At 74.0% G+C, this 20,654-nt stretch carries 18 protein-coding genes; 9 read left to right on the top strand and 9 right to left on the bottom strand.

The window, feature by feature from the left end; genetic code table 11:
• Positions 1 to 41: 41 nt before the first annotated feature.
• From ACZ7MX_RS32810 to glgX, 3 genes are all read right to left on the bottom strand, one after another.
• Entirely contained in the window at positions 42 to 1,943 is a 1,902-nt protein-coding gene (locus ACZ7MX_RS32810; RefSeq protein ID WP_472137432.1) for an ABC transporter ATP-binding protein, read from the bottom strand.
• A complete protein-coding gene (locus ACZ7MX_RS32805) occupies positions 1,940 to 3,763 on the bottom strand; it encodes an ABC transporter ATP-binding protein (protein WP_472137431.1) in 1,824 nt (607 codons plus the stop codon). Before ACZ7MX_RS32805 ends, ACZ7MX_RS32810 begins: the two co-directional genes overlap by 4 nt.
• Positions 3,764 to 3,868: 105 nt before the next feature.
• Entirely contained in the window at positions 3,869 to 6,121 is a 2,253-nt protein-coding gene (gene glgX / locus ACZ7MX_RS32800; protein WP_472137429.1) for a glycogen debranching protein GlgX, read from the bottom strand.
• Positions 6,122 to 6,352: 231 nt separating this feature from the next.
• On the opposite strand from glgX, the gene ACZ7MX_RS32795 reads away from it, so the two are divergent.
• The 7 genes from ACZ7MX_RS32795 to ACZ7MX_RS32765 all read left to right on the top strand — a co-directional run bounded on the left by ACZ7MX_RS32795 (position 6,353) and on the right by ACZ7MX_RS32765 (position 12,986).
• Positions 6,353 to 7,597: a L,D-transpeptidase gene (locus ACZ7MX_RS32795; RefSeq protein WP_472137427.1), complete on the top strand. Its 1,245-nt coding sequence runs from the start codon at positions 6,353 to 6,355 to the stop codon at positions 7,595 to 7,597.
• Positions 7,598 to 7,809: 212 nt separating this feature from the next.
• Positions 7,810 to 9,051, top strand: coding sequence for a L,D-transpeptidase (locus tag ACZ7MX_RS32790; RefSeq protein WP_472137425.1), 1,242 nt, complete (start codon positions 7,810 to 7,812; stop codon positions 9,049 to 9,051).
• A 155-nt stretch (positions 9,052 to 9,206) separates the two neighbouring features.
• Positions 9,207 to 9,974: an enoyl-CoA hydratase/isomerase family protein gene (locus ACZ7MX_RS32785; protein ID WP_472137423.1), complete on the top strand. Its 768-nt coding sequence runs from the start codon at positions 9,207 to 9,209 to the stop codon at positions 9,972 to 9,974.
• A gap of 264 nt (positions 9,975 to 10,238) precedes the next feature.
• The gene (locus tag ACZ7MX_RS32780; protein ID WP_472137421.1) at positions 10,239 to 10,778 is read left to right on the top strand and encodes an ATP-binding protein; all 540 of its coding nucleotides are present in this window, start codon (positions 10,239 to 10,241) and stop codon (positions 10,776 to 10,778) included.
• A gap of 89 nt (positions 10,779 to 10,867) precedes the next feature.
• Positions 10,868 to 11,299: a hypothetical protein gene (locus ACZ7MX_RS32775; RefSeq protein WP_472137419.1), complete on the top strand. Its 432-nt coding sequence runs from the start codon at positions 10,868 to 10,870 to the stop codon at positions 11,297 to 11,299.
• A 56-nt stretch (positions 11,300 to 11,355) separates the two neighbouring features.
• Positions 11,356 to 12,129 (top strand): DsbA family protein, encoded by a 774-nt coding sequence (locus tag ACZ7MX_RS32770; RefSeq protein ID WP_472137417.1) that lies wholly within the window; start codon positions 11,356 to 11,358, stop codon positions 12,127 to 12,129.
• Entirely contained in the window at positions 12,126 to 12,986 is an 861-nt protein-coding gene (locus ACZ7MX_RS32765; protein WP_472137415.1) for a cytochrome c biogenesis CcdA family protein, read from the top strand. Before ACZ7MX_RS32770 ends, ACZ7MX_RS32765 begins: the two co-directional genes overlap by 4 nt.
• Before the next feature lie 83 nt (positions 12,987 to 13,069).
• Here the strand turns inward: ACZ7MX_RS32765 and ACZ7MX_RS32760 are convergent, their stop codons facing one another.
• The 4 genes from ACZ7MX_RS32760 to ACZ7MX_RS32745 form a co-directional block, all read right to left on the bottom strand.
• Positions 13,070 to 13,423, bottom strand: coding sequence for a hypothetical protein (locus ACZ7MX_RS32760; RefSeq protein ID WP_030799666.1), 354 nt, complete (start codon positions 13,421 to 13,423; stop codon positions 13,070 to 13,072).
• A 181-nt stretch (positions 13,424 to 13,604) separates the two neighbouring features.
• Positions 13,605 to 14,435 carry an ammonia-dependent NAD(+) synthetase gene (gene nadE, locus ACZ7MX_RS32755; protein ID WP_472137413.1) on the bottom strand — a complete coding sequence of 277 codons (831 nt, stop codon included), beginning with the start codon at positions 14,433 to 14,435 and terminating at the stop codon, positions 13,605 to 13,607.
• 222 nt (positions 14,436 to 14,657) lie between these two features.
• Entirely contained in the window at positions 14,658 to 15,212 is a 555-nt protein-coding gene (locus tag ACZ7MX_RS32750) for a GH25 family lysozyme (RefSeq protein ID WP_472137411.1), read from the bottom strand.
• 281 nt (positions 15,213 to 15,493) lie between these two features.
• Positions 15,494 to 16,723 (bottom strand): glycosyltransferase family 4 protein, encoded by a 1,230-nt coding sequence (locus ACZ7MX_RS32745; protein WP_472137409.1) that lies wholly within the window; start codon positions 16,721 to 16,723, stop codon positions 15,494 to 15,496.
• A 237-nt stretch (positions 16,724 to 16,960) separates the two neighbouring features.
• Between ACZ7MX_RS32745 and ACZ7MX_RS32740 the strand changes: the two genes are divergently transcribed.
• On the top strand, positions 16,961 to 17,728 hold the full coding sequence (locus tag ACZ7MX_RS32740) for a response regulator transcription factor (protein ID WP_472137407.1): 768 nt from the start codon (positions 16,961 to 16,963) through the stop codon (positions 17,726 to 17,728).
• 1 nt (position 17,729) lies between these two features.
• Positions 17,730 to 19,190, top strand: a complete 1,461-nt coding sequence (locus ACZ7MX_RS32735; protein WP_472137405.1) for a sensor histidine kinase — start codon at positions 17,730 to 17,732, stop codon at positions 19,188 to 19,190.
• Between the two features lie 78 nt (positions 19,191 to 19,268).
• Here the strand turns inward: ACZ7MX_RS32735 and ACZ7MX_RS32730 are convergent, their stop codons facing one another.
• Positions 19,269 to 20,225, bottom strand: coding sequence for a M56 family metallopeptidase (locus ACZ7MX_RS32730; RefSeq protein WP_472137403.1), 957 nt, complete (start codon positions 20,223 to 20,225; stop codon positions 19,269 to 19,271).
• The gene (locus ACZ7MX_RS32725; protein WP_472137401.1) at positions 20,222 to 20,650 is read right to left on the bottom strand and encodes a BlaI/MecI/CopY family transcriptional regulator; all 429 of its coding nucleotides are present in this window, start codon (positions 20,648 to 20,650) and stop codon (positions 20,222 to 20,224) included. Before ACZ7MX_RS32725 ends, ACZ7MX_RS32730 begins: the two co-directional genes overlap by 4 nt.
• Positions 20,651 to 20,654 lie beyond the last annotated feature (4 nt).

The following is a 20,654-nucleotide window of genomic DNA, read 5'->3' as shown; positions in this document are numbered from 1 at the left end:
CCCCCCGTTCCGTCCGCGCGCGGCCGCCCGGGCCGTGCCGCTCACCCCACGCTGTCCCGCCACGCCTGGTGCAGGGCGGCGAACCGGCCGCGGTCCTTGATGAGCCGGTCCGGTGGGCCGTCCTCGACGATCCGGCCGTCGGCCATGACCAGGACCCGGTCGGCGATCTCGACGGTGGACAGGCGGTGGGCGATGACCACGGCCGTACGGCCTTGCAGGACAGTGTCCATGGCGCGCTGGACCGCGCGTTCACCGGGGATGTCCAGCGAACTGGTCGCCTCGTCGAGGACGAGCACGGCCGGGTCGGCGAGCAGTGCCCGGGCGAAGCCGACGAGCTGGCGCTGGCCGGCGGATATCCGGCCGCCGCGCTTGCGCACGTCGGTGTCGTAGCCGTCCGGCAGGGCGGTGATGAAGTCATGGGCGCCGATGGCCTTCGCGGCGCTCTCGATCTCCGCGCGGGTGGCGTCCGGCCGGCCGAGGGCGATGTTGTCGGCGACCGTGCCGGAGAACAGGAACGCCTCCTGGGTGACCATCACGACGGCCCGGCGCAGCTCCGCCGCGGACAGCTCGCGCAGATCGACGCCGTCGAGCAGGACCCGGCCCTCGGTGGGGTCGTAGAAGCGGGCCAGCAGCTTGGCGAGGGTGGACTTGCCGGCGCCGGTGGCGCCCACCACGGCGACGGTCGAACCCGCCGCGAGGGTCAGGTCGAAGCGGGGCAGCACCTCGCCGCCGGTCCGGTAGGCGAAGCGGACCCCGCGGAACGCCACCTCGCGGCCCGGCCGGCCGGACACGACGGCCGGCAGCCCGGCCGGGGCGGACGGTTCCGGGACCGTCGGGCGCTGGGCGAGCAGACCGGCGATCTTCTGCAGCGAAGCGGCGGCGCTCTCATAGGCGTTGAGGAACATGCCGAGGCGGTCGATGGGGTCGTAGAGCCGGCGCAGATAGAGCACCGCGGCCGCCAGCACGCCCAGCGCCAGCCCGCCCGTGGCCACGCGGTACGCGCCCCACAGGACGATCGCGGCGACCGCGACGTTGGCGGCCAGGCGGGAGAGGACCACATAGCGGGCCATCTCCAGGAACGCGTCGCCGTTGACCCGCTCGTGGCGGTGGTTGAGCCGGGCGAAGGCCGCGTCGTTGGACCGCTCGCGGCGGAACGCCTGCACCGGGCGGATGCCGTTGAGGGTCTCGGTGAACTGCACGATGACGCCCGCCATCGCCGTCGACTTGGCGCTGTAGACCCGGTGGGAGCGGCGGCGGTACGAGCGCACCTGGAGCGCCAGCGGGGCGGCGGAGACCAGCGCGGCCACGCCGAAGCCCGGGTCCAGGAAGAGCAGGGTCACGGTGATGTAGACCGACGACAGGGCGATGGTGATCAGTTCCTGGATGCCCTCGTCGAGGAGTTCGCGCAGCGACTCGACGTCGGTGGTGGCCCGGGATATCAGCCGGCCGGACGTATAGCGCTCGTGGAAGTCCAGGCCGAGCGCCTGGCCGTGCCGGAAGATCCGGCCCCGCAGGTCCACCAGCACGTCCTGGCTGACCAGGGCGGACACCCGGATGAAGCCCCACTGCAGCCCGCCGGACGCCGCGGCGCACAGCCCGGCCGCGACCGCCACGGCGACCAGCGGCCCGTGGTCGCTTGCGCGCAGCGCCGGCACCGCCCGGTCCAGTGCGTAGGCGACCAGCAGCGGACCGGCCTGCACGGCGGCCTGCTGGAGGAGCAGCAGTACGGCGACCAGGCCGACGCGGCGGCGGTGCGGCGCCAGTAAGGAGGCGAGCAGTGCCCGGGCGGCGTTCCTGGGGGCGGGCAGCCGGTCCCGTTCGAAGGCGTCGTCGGCCTCCGGCGGCCGCTCCGGGGCGCGGTCCGCGTCGGCGGGGGGCTGCCGGTCCGTCCCGGGGCCGGGCTCGGGGGCGTCGGACGGACGGCCGGTCGTGGTGGTGGTCATCGGGCGGCCTCTTCCTCGCCGGACATCAGGGCGGCGTATTCGGCGTGGTCCCGGAGGAGTTCGTGGTGGGTGCCGACGGCGGTGATCCGGCCGCCGGAGAGCAGCGCCACCCGGTCGGCGAGCAGGACCGTGGACGGGCGGTGGGCGACGACCAGGGCCGTGGTCGTCGCCAGGACCTGGCGCAGCGCCGCCTCCACCAGGGCCTCGGTGTGCACGTCGAGGGCGGAGAGCGGATCGTCGAGGATCAGGAAGCGGGGCCGGCCGACCACCGCGCGGGCCAGCGCCAGCCGCTGCCGCTGCCCGCCGGACAGGCTCAGGCCCTGCTCGCCGACCGGGGTGGCGCCGCCCTGCGGCAGCGCGTCGACGAACCCGTCGGCCTGAGCGATCCGCAACGCCCGCCGCAGATCGGCCTGTTGGGCGTCGGCCGCGCCCATGAGGACGTTCTCCGCCGCGGTCGCGGAGAACAGCGTGGGCTCCTCGAAGGCCACCGCGACCAGCGAACGGACCTCGTCGCGGCCGATCGTCGCCAGATCGCGGCCGTCGAGGGTGATCCGGCCGGCGGTCGGGTCGTACAGCCGCGGCACCAGCGCCGTGAGCGTGGTCTTCCCGCTGCCGGTCGCGCCGACCAGGGCCATCGTCTCGCCGGGCCGGATGTGCAGGGTGACGTCCCGGAGGGTGGGCGGGGCGTCCGGCGGGGCATCGGGATAGCGGAACGCGACCCCGGAGAAGACCAGACCGCCGGGGGGTGCGTCGTCCACCTCCGGCCCGCCCGCCACCGGCGCGTCGCTCACCTCCGGCTCGTCCATCACCTCGAAGTACCGGTCGGTGGCCGTGGCCGCCTCGTTGCTCATGGCCAGCAGGAAGCCGATCGACTCCACCGGCCAGCGCAGCGCCAGCGCCGTCGACAGGAACGCGACGAGCGTGCCCGCGGACAGCGCGCCGTCGGCCACCTGGACCGCGCCGAGCACCAGGGCGGCGCCGAGCGCACATTCCGGGAGGGTGGTGTTCAGCCCCCATATCCAGGCCAGCAGCCGCGCCTTGCGCAGCTCGGAGGCGCGCAGCCGGCGGGTCAGCTCCTTGAAGGCCCGGGCCTGGCTGCGGTGGCGCCCGAAGCCCTTGATGATCCGGATGCCGAGCACCGACTCCTCGACGACGGTGGTCAGATCGCCGATCTGGTCCTGGACGACGCGGGCCGCCCGCCCGTACTTCACCTCGAAGACCGAGCACAGCACCAACAGCGGCAGCAGCGGCGACAGCAGCACCAGCCCCAGCGACCAGCGCTGGGCCACCAGAAGCACCCCGCCCACCAGGATGGTGACACCGTTGACCAGCAGGAACGTCAGGGGGAAGGTCAGGAACATGCGCAGCATCTGCAGATCCGTGGTGCCCCGCGACAGCAGCTGGCCCGACGGCCAGCGGTCGTGGAAGGCGACCGGCAGCCGCTGCAGCCGGCGGTACAGCGCCGCGCGCATCGCCGCCTCCACCCCGGACAGCGGGCGCGCCACCAGCCAGCGCCGGAAGCCGAACAGCAGCGCCTCGGCGAGCCCGAGCAGCAGCAGATATCCGCCGCCCAGCCACACCCCGCCCGGGTCACCCGCCGCGACCGGGCCGTCCACCAGCCACTTGAGCACCAGCGGGATGACGAGGCTGACGCAGGAGGCGACCACCGCCACGAACGCGGCCGTGAACAGCCGTGCCCGCACCGGGCGCACGAACGGCCACAGGCGCAACAGCGAGCGCACCGCGGAGGGTCGGGAGGAGTGGGATCGGGATAAGGACGTCGGGTCGGTCGGGTTCGTCGCGTACGTGGTATCGGCCATCACTCGCGAGCGTAAGGCGCACCACTGACAACGCTCAGCCGGATTTCGGCGGGCCGCGGCCGGCACCCGTCAGTTCGCGCCGCGCCGGCCCCGCACCGCCCGGCCTCAGCCCGGCACCGCCCGGAACAGCAGCACCGACCGCCCCTCCACCGTGACCGCGCCGCCCGCCGGGCAGGGCGGTTCGCCGGCGGTGGGTTGTTCCTCGCGGGCGGTGTCGACGAGGAGTTCGTAGGTCTGGGCCCAGGGCGGGCCGGGGAGGGTGATCCGGCGGGGGCGGGCGGCGGCGTGCAGGACGGCGAGGAAGCTGTCGTCGACGACGCGGACGCCCCGTTCGTCGCGCTGGGAGATGTCGTTGCCGGAGAGGTACATGCCGAGCGTCGCCCCCGGGGTGTACCAGTCCTGTTCGGTCATCTCCGTCCCGTCCGCGGTGAACCAGGCCAGATCGCGCAGCCCGCCCTGCTCGTGCGGCCGCCCGGAGAAGAACGCCCGGCGGCGCAGTACGGGGTGGGCGCGGCGCAGCGCGATCAGCCGGGCGGCGAGGTCGGCGAGCGGCCGCCAGCGGGGGTCGTCCAGGAGCGACCAGTCGAGCCAGCCGGTGGGGTTGTCCTGGCAGTAGGCGTTGTTGTTGCCGTGCTGGGTGCGGCCCATCTCGTCGCCGGCCACCAGCATCGGCACGCCGGTCGACAGCAGCAGGGTGGTCAGGAAGTTCCGCAGCTGGCGGTGGCGCAGCGCGGTGACCTCGGGGTCGTCGGTCTCGCCCTCGGCGCCGCAGTTCCAGGACCGGTTGTCGTTGTTGCCGTCCCGGTTGTTCTCGCCGTTGTCGCCGTTCCGTTTGTGCTCGTAGGTGACCAGGTCGCGCAGGGTGAAGCCGTCGTGCGCGGTGATGAAGTTGACCGACGCGTAGGGGCGGCGGCCGCCCCAGGCGTAGAGGTCACTGGAGCCGGAGAGCCGGTAGCCCAGGTCCCGCACGTCGTGCTGGGCGCCGCGCCAGAAGTCGCGGACGGTGTCGCGGTAGCGGTCGTTCCACTCCGTCCACAGCGGTGGGAAGGCGCCCACCTGATAGCCACCGGAGCCGACGTCCCACGGCTCGGCGATCAGCTTGACCCGGCGCAGCACGGGGTCCTGGGCGATCACGGCGAGGAACGGGGAGAGCATGTCGACGTCGTGCATCGAACGGGCCAGCGCGGCGGCGAGGTCGAAGCGGAAGCCGTCCACGCCCATCTCGGTGACCCAGTAGCGGAGGGAGTCCGTGATCAGCCGCAGCACGTGCGGCTGGACGACGTGCAGGGTGTTGCCGCAGCCGGTGTAATCGGCGTAGCGGCGGGGGTCGCCGGCCAGCCGGTAGTAGCCGCGGTTGTCGATGCCCCGCAGGGAGAGCGTCGGGCCGAGCTCGCCGGCCTCCGCGGTGTGGTTGTAGACCACGTCGAGGATCACCTCGATGCCCGCGTCGTGCAGCGCCCGCACCATCCGCTTGAACTCGCCGACCTGCTGCCCGCGGGTCCCGGTGGCGGCGTAGCCCGCGTGCGGCGCGAAGTAGCCGATGGAGTTGTAGCCCCAGTAGTTGCGCAGCCCCCGGCGCACCAGGTGGTCCTCGTGGGCGAACTGGTGGACCGGCAGCAGCTCGACGGCCGTGACACCGAGCCGGACCAGGTGGTCCAGCGCGGCGGGATGCGCCAGCCCCGCGTACGTGCCGCGCAGCCGCTCCGGAATGCCGGGATGACGCATCGTGAAACCGCGGACGTGCAGCTCGTAGAGGACCGAATCCGGCCAGGGGGTCTTCGGGCGGCGGTCGTCCCGCCACTCGTCGTCGCCCTCCTCGCCGGCGTCCCCGCCGACCACGACGCCCTTGGGGACGAACGGGGCGGAGTCCCGGTTGTCGCGGACCGTGTCGGCGAGGTGCTGGTCCGGCCAGTCGCGGACGTGCCCGTAGAGCTGGGCCGGCAGCGCGCCCCCGGGGCCGGCCGGCTCCGTACGGTGGCCGAAATCGCCGTCGACGGCCCTGGCGTACGGGTCGAGCAGCAGCTTCGCCGGATTCCAGCGGGCGCCGGACCAGGGGTCCCAGCGGCCGTGCACCCGGTAGCCGTACCGCTGGCCGGGGCGCACACCGGGCAGGAAGCCGTGCCAGATCTCGTGGGTCAGCTCGGTCAGCGGATGGCGGGTCTCCTGCTCCGCCTCGTCGAACAGGCACAGCTCCACGGCCTCGGCGCCACCGGCCCACAGGGCGAAGTTGGTGCCGGCGACCCCGTCGGGGCCGGTGCGGTGGCGCGCCCCCAGGGGGGTGGGGGCGCCGGGGCGGATGTCCGCGGGCGGGGCGAGGGGTTCGTCCGCCACCGCCTCTTGTTCGGGTGCGCTCGACACGTGCCGGCCTCCTGCGGCTCATGGCTCGGTCGGGCGGTGCCCCCGCACGGAGTCCCGGCCGCGCGTACGTCCCGCCCTCCCCGTTGTTCTTCCCGCAACCGGCCGTTGCCTCACGTTTCCGCGCGCGGGGGCTCGGCGCGCCGTCCCCCAGCCCCTCCGGGACGGGACAAACGGATGGATCCGCACGCGACATACCCCCGTCACTCCCCGCCATCCCGCACAATTCGGTATATGACCGGCCATCAGCAGGAACGTGCAGGGGGACGAGCGAAGAACCACCGGGACGTCCGCGTCCGCGTCGCCCGCGCCGTCGCGGCCTGGCTCGCCGGGACGGTGGCACTGGCCGGCTGCGGGGACACCGAGGCGCTCATCGGCGGCGCCCCGCGCTCCCCGGAGGAGGCGATCAGGATCGTCCCGGAGAACGGCGCGCGCGGCGTCCGGGCCAACGGGCGGTTCGAGGTCCAGGTGCCCCAGGGGCGGCTGGAGCGGGTGCACGTCACCCGCACCACAGGAGCCGGCCGGCAGCCGGTGGTCGGCCGGATCTCACCGGACGGCATGGTCTGGCGCCCCGCCACCGGCCCGCTGCGGCCCGGCACGACGTACACCGTCGACGCGGTGGCGCTGGACGGCGCCGGCCACCGCGCCGCCCGCCGCACCACCTTCAGCACCGCGCCGCCGGTCCACCACGTCACCGGTTCGTTCTCGCCGCAGAGCGACGCCACGGTCGGCACCGGCCTGATCTTCTCGATGGTCTTCAACCGCCCGATCGCCGACCGCGCGGCCGTCGAGCGCGCCGTCCGGGTGAGTGCCCGGCCCCGCGTCGAGGTCGCCGCCCACTGGTTCGGCCACCGCCGCCTCGACTTCCGCCCGCGCGACCGCTGGCGGCCGGGCACCAGGATCACGGTGGAGCTCCGGCTGCGCGGCGTGAAGGCCGCACCCGGCGCCTACGGGACGCAGCGCCGGACCGTCCACTACCGGGTGGGCCGGGACCAGGTCAGCTTCATCGATGCCGCGCGGCACACCATGACGGTGCGGCGCGACGGGCGGACCGTCGCGGTGCTGCCGGTCACCGCGGGCGACGCCGAGAACCCCACGTACAACGGGCGGATGGTCATCCTGGAGCGGCATTCGCTGACGCGGATGGACGGCGGCACGGTCGGCTTCGGCGGCGAGTACGACATCAAGGACGTCCCGCACGCCATGCGCCTCACCAGGTCCGGGACCTTCCTGCACGGCAACTACTGGGCGCGGCCCGAGGTCTTCGGCGGCCTCAACACCAGCCATGGCTGCGTCGGCCTCAAGGACATCAAGGGCGGCGGCCCGCACACCCCGGCCGGCTGGTTCTTCGACCGGTCGATCGTCGGGGACACCGTGATCGTCCACAACTCCCCGGAACGGCTGGTCGCACCGGACAACGGCCTGGGCGGCTGGAACCTGCCCTGGGAGCAGTGGCGGTCCGGCTCCGCGCTGCACTGACCGGCACCGACGGCGCACCGCGACCGCGCCGGAGCCTCCGGCGGGCGTGCCCGGCCGTCCGCTCCCGCTCACCCCCGCACTTGGGACTAAACGGTGACATCCGCGGGGAGTTCACATGTCAGTGCGGTGTGGTTATCTAACGCCAGGCGCGCGGCCCTTCCGCGTCCGCGCGCGGGGGAGTGCGGGCCGTGCGAGGGGAAATGGGGCCAGTGGTGAACGTCCAGCCGAATCCGGGGGTGCCGGCGCGCCGGCGCCGGGGGCCGCGCGGGGGCCGCGCACCGCTCGCGTTGCTGCTCGGCGCGACGCTGATGCTGGTGAGCGGGTGCGGTGGCGACGACGGCGACGGCGGGAAGCCGGCCGGCAGGGCCGGCGGCGCCAAGGCCGCCTCGCAGGCCGCCGTGACGATAGCCCCCAAGGACGGCGCGGACGGCGTGGCCACCAGTGGCGCGCTGAAGGTGACCGCCCGGAAGGGACGGCTCAAGACCGTCAAGGTCACCGACGGCAAGGGCAATGCGGTCGACGGGAAGATATCCGGCGACGGCGCGCTGTGGCAGCCGAGCGGCCATCTGGGCGCCTCGACGAAGTACACCGTCGACGCGGTCGCGGTGGACGGCCGGGGCCGGGCGGCCGCCGAGCACGCCACGTTCACCACCCTCGTCCCGAAGAACACCTTCATCGGCCAGTACAGCCCGGAGAACGGCCAGCAGGTCGGCGTCGGCATGCCGGTCTCGCTCCGCTTCACCCGCGGCATCACCCGCCCCAAGGCGGTGGCGGACGCCATCAAGGTCACCGCCAGCCCGTCGGTCCCGATCGAGGGCCACTGGTTCGGCAACGACCGGCTGGACTTCCGCCCCGAGAAGTACTGGGCGCCCGGCACCAAGGTCACCCTGAAGCTCGACCTCGACGGCGTCGAGGGCCGCCCCGGTGTCTACGGCACCCAGGCCAAGCAGGTCTCCTTCACCGTCGGCCGCAGCCAGGTCAGCACGGTCGACGCGGAGAAGAAGACGATGACCGTGGTCCGCGACGGCAAGAAGATCAAGACCGTCCCGATCACCGCCGGCGCGCCGGGCACCGAGACGTACAACGGCACGATGGTGATCAGCGAGAAGCACGTGGTGACGCGGATGAACGGCGACACGGTCGGCTTCGGCGGCGAGTACGACATCAAGGACGTCCCGCACGCCATGCGGCTGAGCAATTCCGGGACGTTCATCCACGGCAACTACTGGTCGGGCGGGCCGACGTTCGGCACCCGCAACGCCAGCCACGGCTGTGTCGGCCTGTTCGACCAGCGCGGTGGCGGCGACGGCTCCACCCCGGCGGCGTGGTTCTTCCGGAACTCCCTCGTCGGCGATGTCGTCATCGTCAAGAACTCGCACGACGAAACGATCCAGCCGGACAACGGCTTCAGCGACTGGAACCTCTCCTGGGAGAAGTGGAAGGCCGGTCGGTAGGTCCTGCCGGAGAGCCGCAGAGCCGGAGGGCCGGAGAGCAGCAGAGCCGGGAGCAGGCGGGGAGCGGCGGGACAACGGCCGGAAGGCGGCCGGGTGCGGGCACTGTGACGGACCGCACCGGTCCGCCCGCCGTTAACGCGTACTAACCTTCCGGCATGACTGTGAATTTTGAGGTCACCGAGGGTGTCGGCACCATCCGCCTGGACCGCCCGCCGATGAACGCACTCGACATCGCCACCCAGGACCGGCTGCGCGAGCTGGCCGAGGAGATCACCCGCCGCGACGACGTGCGCGCGGTCGTCGTCTGGGGCGGCGAGAAGGTCTTCGCGGCCGGCGCGGACATCAAGGAGATGCAGGTCATGGACCACGCGGCGATGGTCGTGCGGTCCAAGGCGCTGCAGGACGCGTTCACCGCCGTGGCCCGGATCCCCAAGCCGGTGGTCGCCGCGGTCACCGGCTACGCCCTCGGCGGCGGCTGCGAGTTGGCGCTCTGCGCCGACTTCCGGATCGCCGCCGACAACGCCAAGCTCGGCCAGCCGGAGATCCTGCTCGGCCTGATCCCGGGCGCCGGCGGCACCCAGCGGCTGGCGCGGCTGGTGGGCCCGTCCAAGGCCAAGGACCTGATCTTCACCGGCCGTCAGGTGAAGGCCGAGGAGGCGCTCGCCATCGGACTGGTCGACCGGGTGGTGCCGGCCGCCGAGGTCTACGAGCAGGCGCACGCCTGGGCGGCGCGGCTGGCGGCCGGACCGGCGCTGGCACTGCGGGCCGCGAAGGAATCCGTCGACGCCGGACTGGAGACCGACATCGACACCGGGCTGACGGTCGAACGGAACTGGTTCGCCGGGCTGTTCGCGACCGAGGACCGGGAGATCGGGATGCGCAGCTTCGTCGAGGAGGGCCCCGGCAAGGCCAAGTTCCGCTGATACGCCAGGTGTTGGCGGGACGCCTGAGGTTTGGCCGGGACCCGATGCCTCGTGTGGGCGAATTGCTGAAAACTTAACTGCGGCTCAAAACAGCCCTGTTGACGCACCGGATCGCTCCTTCGTATGCCCGGCGTCGCCGCAGGTCAGCGGCCCGGTTCCGGGACGTTGAATGTCACTGGCATATGTCTGCGTCGGGGGCCGGAACCGTCTATTCCGGGCAACGGATTCCGTCGGTTCCGCCCCCGTGACCGCCAAGTAACAGCCATGATGGGGGGCATGGCGGGCCTCGAAGGAATGGAGCAGCCGCGGCCGCGGAGCGATGCGGCCGCCGCGCGATGGGGCATCCCGGGAGCGGACCGGACCCCGGCGCCGGCTCCCGGCAGTCCGGGCCGGTCACCCGTCGACCTGGTGGCCGAGCCGACCCTCGGCGAGGTCCGGCTGCCCTCCCGTCCGCAGTCCGCCGGTATCGCCCGCCGGCTGACCGCCGCCGTCCTCCTGAAGCAGTGGTCCCTGACGCCCCAGCTCGCCGAGCACGCCGTCCTGCTGGTCTCCGAGCTCGTCGGCAACGCCGTACGCCACACCGGCGCCCGGACCCTGGCGCTGCGGATGCTGCGCCGCCGTGGCTGGATCCGCATCGAGGTGCGCGATCCGTCCCGCGGGCTGCCCTGCCTCATGCCCGTCCATGACCTGGACATCAGCGGGCGGGGCCTCTTCCTCGTCGACACCCTCTCCGACCGGTGGGGCGTGGACCTGCTGCCGCGCGGCAAGACCACCTGGTTCGAGATGCGGGTCGGCGACCGCTGAACTCCCCCCTCCGGCCGGTGCTCCGGTCGCGCGCCGGCGGTCCGTAGGATGGGCCGTTCCTGCGCACGACGGGTACGGAGAGGAGGGACATGCACCAGCTGCGGCGATCCGCCGGCATGATGCTGCTGCTCCTCCTCGCGGTGACCTTCGGTCCGCTGCTGTGCCGGACCGGCCTCGAAGCGCCGGCCCCGGCCGGCCGTACGACCGCGTCGGCGGCCGCGGCGATCGCCGGGCCCGCGACCGGCGGGCCGCCCGCCGCGGAGCCGGCGGCCGCGCCGCTGCCCGTCCCGCCGGCCGCCGCCGACCCGGCGAAGCGGTGCTCGGACCGGCATGCGCCCGGCCCCGAGGAGTCCGCGCCGCTGCCCGCCCCGCACCGCGGTGAGCCGCTGGCCCCCGCGCCGACCGCCGGGCCCGGGCCGCTCGCCGCCGACGCGCCCGCACAGTTCGCGCTGGCCCGTCCGCCGACGGACCACGCCCCCGCCAACGACCCCACCGCGCTCCTGCCCGTACTGCGGATATAGGCCGCCGGCCACACCCACCCGGCCGATTTCCCTCTCCGTACGTCAGGAGCTTCCGCATGCCCGCAAACGCTTCCCGCACCCGCAAACTGGCCGCCATCGGCGCGGTCCTGGCCCTCGTCGTGGCGTTGGTCGCCATCGGTGTCGCCGTCGGCAAGGCCATCGAGGGCGACCGCGACACCGCCGCCGGCGAACCCGGGGCCGCCGCCTCGACCCGGCCCGAGGAGGACCCCGCCCAGCAGAAGATGTTCGACGACCTCGCCCGGCGGACCAGCCGGCGCACGGCCGGCGACCCGCTGGCCGTCGGCAAGAAGGACGCCCCGGTCGTCCTGGTCGAATACGCCGACTACCAGTGCTCGTTCTGCGGCCGCTTCACCCGCGAGACCCAGCCCGCACTGATCAAGAAGTACGTCGACGCCGGCACCCTGCGCATCGAATTCCGCAACTTCACGGTCTTCGGCGCCGACTCCGAGCGGGCCGCCCGCGCCTCCTGGGCGGCCGGCCGGCAGGGCAAGTTCTGGCAGCTGCACGACACGCTGTACGCCAAGACCCGCAAGGGCGCCGCGCTGGCCGAGGACAAGCTCGTCGAGCTGGCCGAGGAGAGCGGGGTGCCGGACCTCGACAGGTTCCGCAGCGACCTGAAGAGCGCGGATGCCGGGCGGGCGCTGAAGAAGGACCAGGACGAGGGCTACCGGCTCGGGGTGCAGTCCACCCCGTCCTTCCTGATCAACGGCCGGCCGGTGGCCGGGGCCCAGCCCACCGGGGTCTTCGCGCAGGCGATCGAGGACGCCGCGGCGCGGGCCGGCAAGGGCGGTGCGGGGGCCGGGAAGTGACCGACATCGGCTACCTCGCGGCGTTCCTCGGCGGTGTGCTGGCGCTGATCAGCCCCTGCAGCGCACTGCTGCTGCCGGCGTTCTTCGCCTACTCGCTCACCGGCACCGGCCGGCTGCTGGCCCGCACCGGGGTCTTCTACCTGGGGCTGGCCACCACGCTCGTACCGCTCGGCGCGGCGAGCACGGCGGCCAGCCGGCTGTTCAACGGCCACCGCGACCTGCTCGTCACCCTCGGCGGCTGGACCGTCATCGCGATGGGGCTCGCGCAGATCCTCGGCCTGGGCTTCGCCTCCCGGCGCGCGCAGGCCGCGGCGGCCCGGATCACCCCGCGGTCGGCGGTCAGCACCTTCCTGCTCGGCTGCGTCTACGGCCTGGCCGGTTTCTGCGCCGGCCCGATCCTCGGCGCGGTGCTGACCGTGACGGCGGTCAGCGGCTCACCGGTGTACGGCGCCTCGATGCTGGCCGTCTACGCACTGGGCATGGCGCTGCCGCTGTTCGTGCTGGCGCTGTTCTGGGACCGCTTCCGGCTGGGGTCCCGCGGCTGGCTGCGCGGCCGGGAGTTCACCCTGGGGCGGCTGCGGCTGCACACCACCTCGGTGGTGTCCGGGGCGTTCTTCCTCGGCATCGGCGTGCTCTTCCTGTGCTTCAACGGGACCAGCGGGCTGCCCGGCATCCTCGACGCCGACGCCGAATTCCGGGTCGAGGAATGGGCGACCCGGCTCGGGAACGGCGTGCCGGACTACGTCCTGATCGCCGTGGCCGCCCTGGTCGTCGCCGGGGTGCTGGGACGCATCGCCCTACGGCCGGAGAAGCGGCCGGAGGACGGGGGCGGCGAGACACCGCCCCCGGGCCGGTAGCCCGCCCGGTACGTGCCGCGTCCGCCCCCCGGACCGCCGCGGCGGCCGCCCCTCGTGCTGCGGGCTGCCGCCGCGGCCGGGCGTCAGGCGCTCAGCGGGCGGCGCCAGCGGGGGTGGGGGCGGGCGAACCGGCGTATGTGCGGGTGGTGCGCATCCGCCCGGCGCCGGCGGTCGTTGCAGAGCAGGCACTTGCCGTAGCCCGGCGGGAGGGGATCCTCCGGGTCGCCGTACAGCGGGTCGACCGCGCCGTGCGGATGCAGGGCGCAGCCGGTCGGGCCGGTCTCGGCGCCCAGCGAACTGGCGGCGGTCAGCGCCTGCCGGAGGACGTCGACGAGTTGGTCCGCGTCGTGCCGGTTGGGCGCGGACTGGAGGGCGGTGGTCAGGTCGGAGGCGGTGGTCAGCGCGGTCTGGAGTTCGCGCAGGTGTGCGTAACCCATGCCTTGGAGCGTAGGCGGACCCACTGACAGTTGATCTTCCGATCGCACTTCGCGGCTTCCCATGCCCGCATGCATGCCCGCCCACGCCCACGATTTAGCACCGGAAGGGTGACCGTCCCCTTGCGGGCGCATGACGGGCGGGGTATGCGGCCGGCGGCCGGGCCGGCCGCCGGCCTCCCGACTACGGCGCCACCGGCAGTGCCCGCTTGTGGGACGTGAGGCGGTAGCGGCGGGTGATGGCCTCGAAGGTGGGGGTCGGGACCGGGTTGCCTTCGAGGAAGTCGTCGATCTGGTCGTAGCTCACGCCGAGGGCGTCCTCGTCCGGCTTGCCCGGGTCGAGGGTCTCCAGGTCGGCGGTCGGCACCTTGGTGACGAGCTCCTGCGGGGCGCCCAGGGCCGCCGCCACCGCGCGCACCCGGCGCTTGGTGAGACCGGTCAGCGGCACGACGTCGGCCGCGCCGTCGCCGAACTTGGTGAAGAAGCCGGAGACCGCCTCGGCCGCGTGGTCGGTGCCCACGACCAGTCCGTCGTGGGCCCCCGCGACCGCGTACTGCGCGATCATGCGCTGCCGGGCCTTGATGTTGCCGTGCACGAAGTCCTGGTGGTGCGCGTCACGGAAGACCAGCCCGCCGTCCACCGCGGCCTGCAGCGCCGCGTCGCTCGCCGGGCGGACGTCGACGGTCAGTTCCCGGTCGGCGCGGATGAACTCCAGCGCGCGCTGGGCGTCCTTCTCGTCCGCCTGCACGCCGTAGGGCAGCCGCATCGCGTAGAACGTCGCCTCGTAGCCGTTGGCCCGGGCCCGCTCCACGGCGAGCTGGCACAGCCGCCCGGTGGTGGTCGAGTCGACGCCGCCGCTGATCCCCAGGACCAGCGAGCGCAGGCCCGAGGAGGTCAGCTGCTCCGTGAGGAAGGCCACCCGGCGCTCGATCTCCTGCTCGGCGTCGAAGGACGCGGTTACCTGGAGATCCCGGGCGATCTCCTGCTGCAGGGCCATGGACGCCGGGTCGGTCACGGCTGCTCCTTTTCCGCTCGGGTTCGTTTCCGTACGGGCCCGCATGCGTTTTTCGTTTCCGTGCGGGATCCCGTACGGGAATGTGGGCCTGGTCACGCGGGGCGCGCTCCGGTCACCGGTTGTCGCCTTTCTGGCTACGAAGCGTCGCGCGGGGTCGCGCTGTGCTCGTCGCCGGCATACGGACGGTGGCCGTAAGCGCGCTTTCGCGTGCCGTAGGAAACTTTATGCCGGGTGCGCCCACTTCTTCAGAGCGGTCCGGCTGGTGAAGTTCGCGACGTCCTTGTCCAGCGGCTGGTCGGTGTACTGGTGGATGCGCCACTTCGCCTTGATCCGCGGATGGCCGGCGGCGACGTAATCGGCGATCCACAGGCCGTCGGCGACATAGGACGTGGTGTCGTGGTGGAGCCAGAAGTCGCGGTTGCAGTAGAGCATCACACGGTGCTTGGGACGGAGCTTCTTCACCTCGACCAGGAACTGGTCCTTCTGCGCGTTGCTGGCGGATGTCCCCTCGCCGGTGCGCTCCCAGTCGCAGGCCAGGATGTCGCCCGGGACCGACGCGCACTTCTCCACGAAATACCGCGCCTGGGCGGAGATGTTGCCCGGCCACAGGAAGTGGTAGAAACCCACCACACAGCCCGCTTTACGGGCCTTTGCGGCCTGGGAGTTCTGGTGCGGATTGATGTAGGAGCGGCCTTCGGTCGCCTTGACGAAAACGAAGTCCAGCCCCTCCACGGAATATGAGGAGTTGTAGGCGCTGACATCGACACCGTGCAGCATGAGTGGCCTCCTGCCGATCGGGACCTGCGATGCGAAGCGCCAACTGCTCGACACCTCGACGGCGTTGCCACGAGTGCCGTGCTGTGCCGTGCGCGTTCCCGTGCCTGCCGTGCCCGCGCCCGTGCCGTGCCCGTTCTGCGTCCGTGCGCGCCCCGCGTTCCCGGTCTTCCCTTTCCTTGAGTCTTCCCTTTTCTGACCGGACGTACGTTCCCCACGGGCCGCCAGTTCAGCGCGGGCGGAGGATGTTGTCCCGGTGAGCGGGTGCGGGAGGAGACGGCCCGTCAGCGGCGCAGTGCGCGGCGCAGTACGGCGCGGACCCGGCCCCGTACGCGGCCGAAAGCGCGGTGCGCCGCACGGCGGGTCCGGGTGGAACGCAGCTCCTGGAAGAGGAGTTGGTAGCGCTCGGCTATCGGCTCGGGGTCGTAACGGCGGGCGCTCTCCCGCGCGGCCTCGGCCATCTTCCGGCGGCGCACGGGGTCCTCGATGAGGCCGAGCAGTCCGGTGGCGAGCGCCCGGCCGTCGCCGGGCGGCACCAGCAGGCCGTCCGTGCCGTCGTCGATGATCTCGGCCGGCCCCAGCGGGCAGTTGGTGCTGACGACCGGCACACCGCAGCGCATCGCCTCGACGAGGGTCATGCCGAACGACTCGGCGTCCGAGGCGGAGGCCACGATCGACGCCTTGGCGAACTCCGCCTCGATCGGCGAGCGCGGTCCGGTCAGTTCGGCGCGTTCGGTCAGCCCGAGCCCGTCGATCAGGCCCTGCAGCCGGTCGCGTTCGGCACCGCCGCCGTGTATCCGCAGCCGCCAGTCGGGGTGCTTGGCGCTGACCGCGGAGAACGCCTCGATCAGCAGGTCGAAGCGCTTGCCGCGGACCAGCCGGCCGGCCGCCGCGATCACCTTCGCGGTGCCGTCGGAGGGCGCGACGGGCGGCGCCGGCACGATGTTGGGCACCGCCAGGACCCGTACGCCGGGCAGCGGCATCCGGGTGCGGTAGACCGCGGCGTCCGCCTCGGTGGTGGTGACCAGTGCGTCCAAGTGCCGGTAGTGCCGGGCGAGTTCGGCGCGCAGGCGCTTGCCGTGCGCGTCATGGCGCAGGTGCTCCTGGGCGATCCGCAGCGCGCGGCGGGGGCCGAAGCGGGCCAGGTAGACGTTGATGCCGGGGCGGGTGCCGATCACGACGTCGGCGTCGGTGCTGCGCAGGAACTCCGCGGCGCGGACGTCGACGAGCCGGCTGTACTGGTGGTGCCGCTTCTCGGCGAGCGGGAAGTCCTGGGCGGGCTCGTCGAACCGCGGGTCCGCCATGTCGTCGCTGCCGACCCGGGTGTCCACCAGGGGCACCAGCCGCACCCGGGGGTCGAGGGTGAACCGGGGGACCTCGCGGTGGCGCAGCATCGAAACGATCTCGACCTCGTCGATGCCGGGCCGGCCGGCGAGCGCGGCGGCGAGGTTGAAGGTGGTGCGGATGGTGCCGCCGATGGCGTACGCGTTGTGCAGCAGGAGGGTGATCTTCATCCGGAGTGGTGTCTTCCCGAGGTCTGCCCAGTCGTGGGGACCGGCGGGTCGCACACCGCGGCCGACCCGCGGCGGCCGGCCCGTCCGGCACGGGGGCCACCGTGTCGGCAAGGGGTAAGCCGACTGCGTGGCGGGGGTGAGAGGCCGGTAAGAACCCTGGGTGAGAGCCGGGTAAGAAAGCCGCCGCCGGGCCGGCCGCCCGCCGTCGTCCCGCCGTGGCCTTGGCAGACTTGCCGGGTGACCCATTCCGTACTGCTCGCCGAGGACGACCGCCCCATCCGCACCGCCCTGGAGCGTGCCCTGACCCTGGAGGGGTACCGGGTCACCGCGGTCGCCGACGGCATCCAGGCGCTGGCCGCCGCGCACCGCGAGCGGCCGGACGTGATCCTGCTGGACGTGATGATGCCGGGCATCGACGGGCTGCAGGTGTGCCAGGTGCTGCGGGCCGAGCAGGACCGCACCCCGATCCTGATGCTGACCGCGCGGGTCGAGACCGCGGACCGGATCGCCGGCCTGGACGCCGGGGCGGACGACTACGTGGTCAAGCCGTTCGAGGTCGAGGAGGTCTTCGCCCGGCTGCGGGCGCTGCTGCGGCGGACCACGGCGGACGGGGCCGGGGCGGCGGCGGGTGGCGCGCCCGCGGCGGCGTCCGGGCCGGGCGGCGAGGAGGCGGCCGGCGGGTACGACGTCCGGGCGGTGGACAGCGGGGTCGTCGAGGCGGCGGACCTGCGGATCGACGGGCCCTCGCGCCGCGCCTGGCGCGGGGAGCGGGAGCTGGAGCTGACCCGGACGGAGTTCGAGCTGCTGGAGCTGCTCGCCCGGAACGCCGGGATCGTCCTGGACCACTCGACGATCTACGACCGGATCTGGGGCTACGACTTCGGGCCGGGCTCCAAGAACCTCGCGGTGTACGTCGGCTACCTGCGGCGCAAGGTCGACGTCCCGGGCAGCCGCCCGCTGATCCACACCGTGCGGGGCGTCGGCTACGTCCTGCGGGAGGACTGAGGTGCCCGGCCGGCTGCGCGCCTGGTTCCGCTCCCGGGCCGGCGTCTGGCGGGACCGCGGGCGCGCCGTCTGGCTGCGCACCCGCCGGCCGGCCAGTCTGCGGACCGCCTTCGCGGTGGCGTTCGCCACCGGGGCCGCGGTGGTCACCGTGCTCGTGGGGTTCCTCAGCTACGACGCGGCCGCGCGGCTGGTGCGGGTGGACGAGAGGTCGGTGTTCTCCGAGGTCGTACGGGACCTGCGCACCCAGGTGCAGGAGAAGGAGTTCGGGCCGGCCGACTATGCGGCCTCCGACCCGGACCACGACGGGCCGCGCGACGACCTGACCCGGCCGACCCGTACCGATGTGCAGATCCTGGGCGCCGGCGGCCGGATCGTGGAGCTGGGGCGCCCGGCCCTGCCGGCCGGTGCCGCCGAGCGGCGGATCGCCACCGATCCGCGGGCCGGCCGGTACGCGGAGCGGGAGGCGGAGCTCGGCGACGACGAGTACCACGTCGCGACCGTCGCGCTCGGCGGCGGCCGCGGGGCGGTGCAGGTCGCCCAGAAGTTCAGCGGGACCGAGGACCTGCTGTCGGCGCTGCAGCAGCGCACCGTCCTGCTGGCGGCGGTGGTCATCGCGCTGGCCGGGACGGTCGGCTGGTGGCTGGCGCGCCGGATCACCGGCCGGCTGGTGCGGCTGACGTCGGTCGCGGAGAGCGTCGCCGAGCACGGGCGGCTGGACGTGCCGGTGCCGGTGGCCGGCCGGGACGAGGTGGCCCGGCTGGGGCGGGCCTTCGACGACATGCTGGGGCGGCTGGCCAGCGCCGTCCAGGACCAGCAGCGCCTTGTCCAGGACGCCGGGCACGAGCTGCGCACACCGCTGACCTCGCTGCGGACCAACATCTCGTTGCTGAAGCGGTTCGACGACCTGCCGCCGGACGCCCGCGAGGAACTGCTCGCCGACCTGGCGGGCGAGGCCCGGGAGCTCAGCGATCTGGTCAACGAGCTGGTGGGGCTGGCGGCCGGGCAGCGCGACGACGACCCGCTGTCGGAGGTGAGCCTGGCGGAGGTCGCGGAGAAGGCGGCCGCCTCCGCCCGCCGCCGCACCGGCCGCGAGATCACCGTACGCACCCTCCGCCCGGCGGTGGCCTGGGGGCGGCCGGCCGCGCTGAACCGGGCGATCGGCAATCTGCTGGAGAACGCCGCCAAGTTCGACGCGGGCGGCACCGAACCGATCGAGGTGCGGGTCACCGGCGCCCGGATCGAGGTGCTCGACCGGGGGCCGGGGATCGCGGAGGCCGATCTGACCCGGGTCTTCGACCGCTTCTACCGCTCGGCGGCCGCCCGCGGGCTGCCCGGCTCCGGGCTCGGCCTCGCCATCGTCCGGGAGATCGCCACCGCCCACGGCGGCCACGCCTTCGCGGCCGCCCGGCCGGGCGGCGGAGCGGTCCTGGGCTTCACGGTCGGCCGGGGCTACGCCCACTGACCCGGCCCGCGGCCGGCGGCGGGTGCGCCGGCCCGGTGGCTCACCCGATTGGTCACCCGGTGGCCCGGGCCCCGTCCCTCAGCGGGTCTCGCCCTGGGCCACCTCCACCGACGCGTGGAGGTCCACCGCGGCGTCCAGGGCGGCGGCCGCGGAGAACGTGACGCAGGTCAGCAGGGCCGCGGCGACCAGCCGGCGGCCGCGAAGGCCGGTGGGTATCCGGGGGCGGCCGGCTGCCGCCTGGGGGCCGAGCAGCGCGGCGACCCGGCGCGGCACCGGGCCGGTGGTCGCGGCGAGGACCGTACGGGGGCGGTCCGCCGCCGCGGCGTGCGGCCCGGCGGCCAGGGCGGCGCGGCCGATGGCGCGGGCGGTGACCCGGCGGTCGCCGACCCGGGCGGCGGCCGCTTCGTCCGCCCAGCGCTCCAGGGCGTACGCCAGCGGCGCGCGCAGACCGCGGAGCAGCGGATGGCAGGACTCGGCGAGTGCGGCGGTGAGCAGGAAGAGGTGGTGCCGGGCGGCGAGATGGGCGCGCTCATGGGCGAACAGCGCCTCGCGCTCGGCGGCGGACAGCGCCCGCAGCATCCCGGCGGTGACCACCACCCGGCCCGGCCGCCCGGGGAGGGCGTACGCATCGGGCGCGGCGTCGGGCAGCACGCACAGGTCGCCGGAGACCGGGTGCGGTGCGGTGGCGCGCCGGGCCGCGCGGAGTTCGGTGCGGTGCCGGCCGGCGCGGTGCGCGGCGGCCAGGGCGCAGGCGGCGAGCGACAGGCCGGCGGCCCCGGCGGCGGGGAGCATGACGGCCGGATCGCCGTCGGCCAGCGGGAGGGAGAGATGACCGAGGGCGGCGACCGGTGGCAGCAGCAGCGCCCCGGCGGCCAGCAGCAGACCGAGCGCGGCGGTCGTGCACCCGGCGAGCAGGGCGGCGCAGCCGGTCAGCAGCCAGGCCGCGGCGCGCGGCGGCAGCGACTCGGCCAGCCGGCGGGCGGCGGGCACCGCGAGCAGCGGCATCAGCAGCGGGATCCAGACGGCGATGATCACGGGGCGGCCCCCGGGGCGGGCGGCCGGCCGGCCCCCGGCGCCCCCTGCGGCCCGTCCGCGGCGCCCTCCAGCAGGGAGCGCAGCAACTGCTCGTCCTCGCGGGTGAGTTGGGAGACGAAGCGGGCGAGCGCGGTGCCGCGGTCGTGCTGCTTGTCGAGCTCGCTGCGCATCCGCCGGGCGGTCAGCCCCGCGGAGTCCTGTATCGGGGAGTACGTGAAGCCGCGGCCCGCCCGGGAGCGGGACACCGCGCCCTTGTCGTGCAGCCGGGACAGGATCGTCGTGACGGTCGTACGGGCCAGCCGGCCGCCGAGGGCGCTTTGCACCTCGGCCGGGCTGAGCGGCCGCTCGGCCGCCCAGAGCGCCGCGAGGACGCTCGCCTCCAGCTCGCCGGAGGGGCGCCGCTGCACGGGTGGTGTCTCCGACATGGAA

It is taken from the genome of Streptomyces sp. NPDC107765 (genome assembly GCF_055657085.1).
This window is presented reverse-complemented; position numbering and strand designations above follow the sequence as displayed.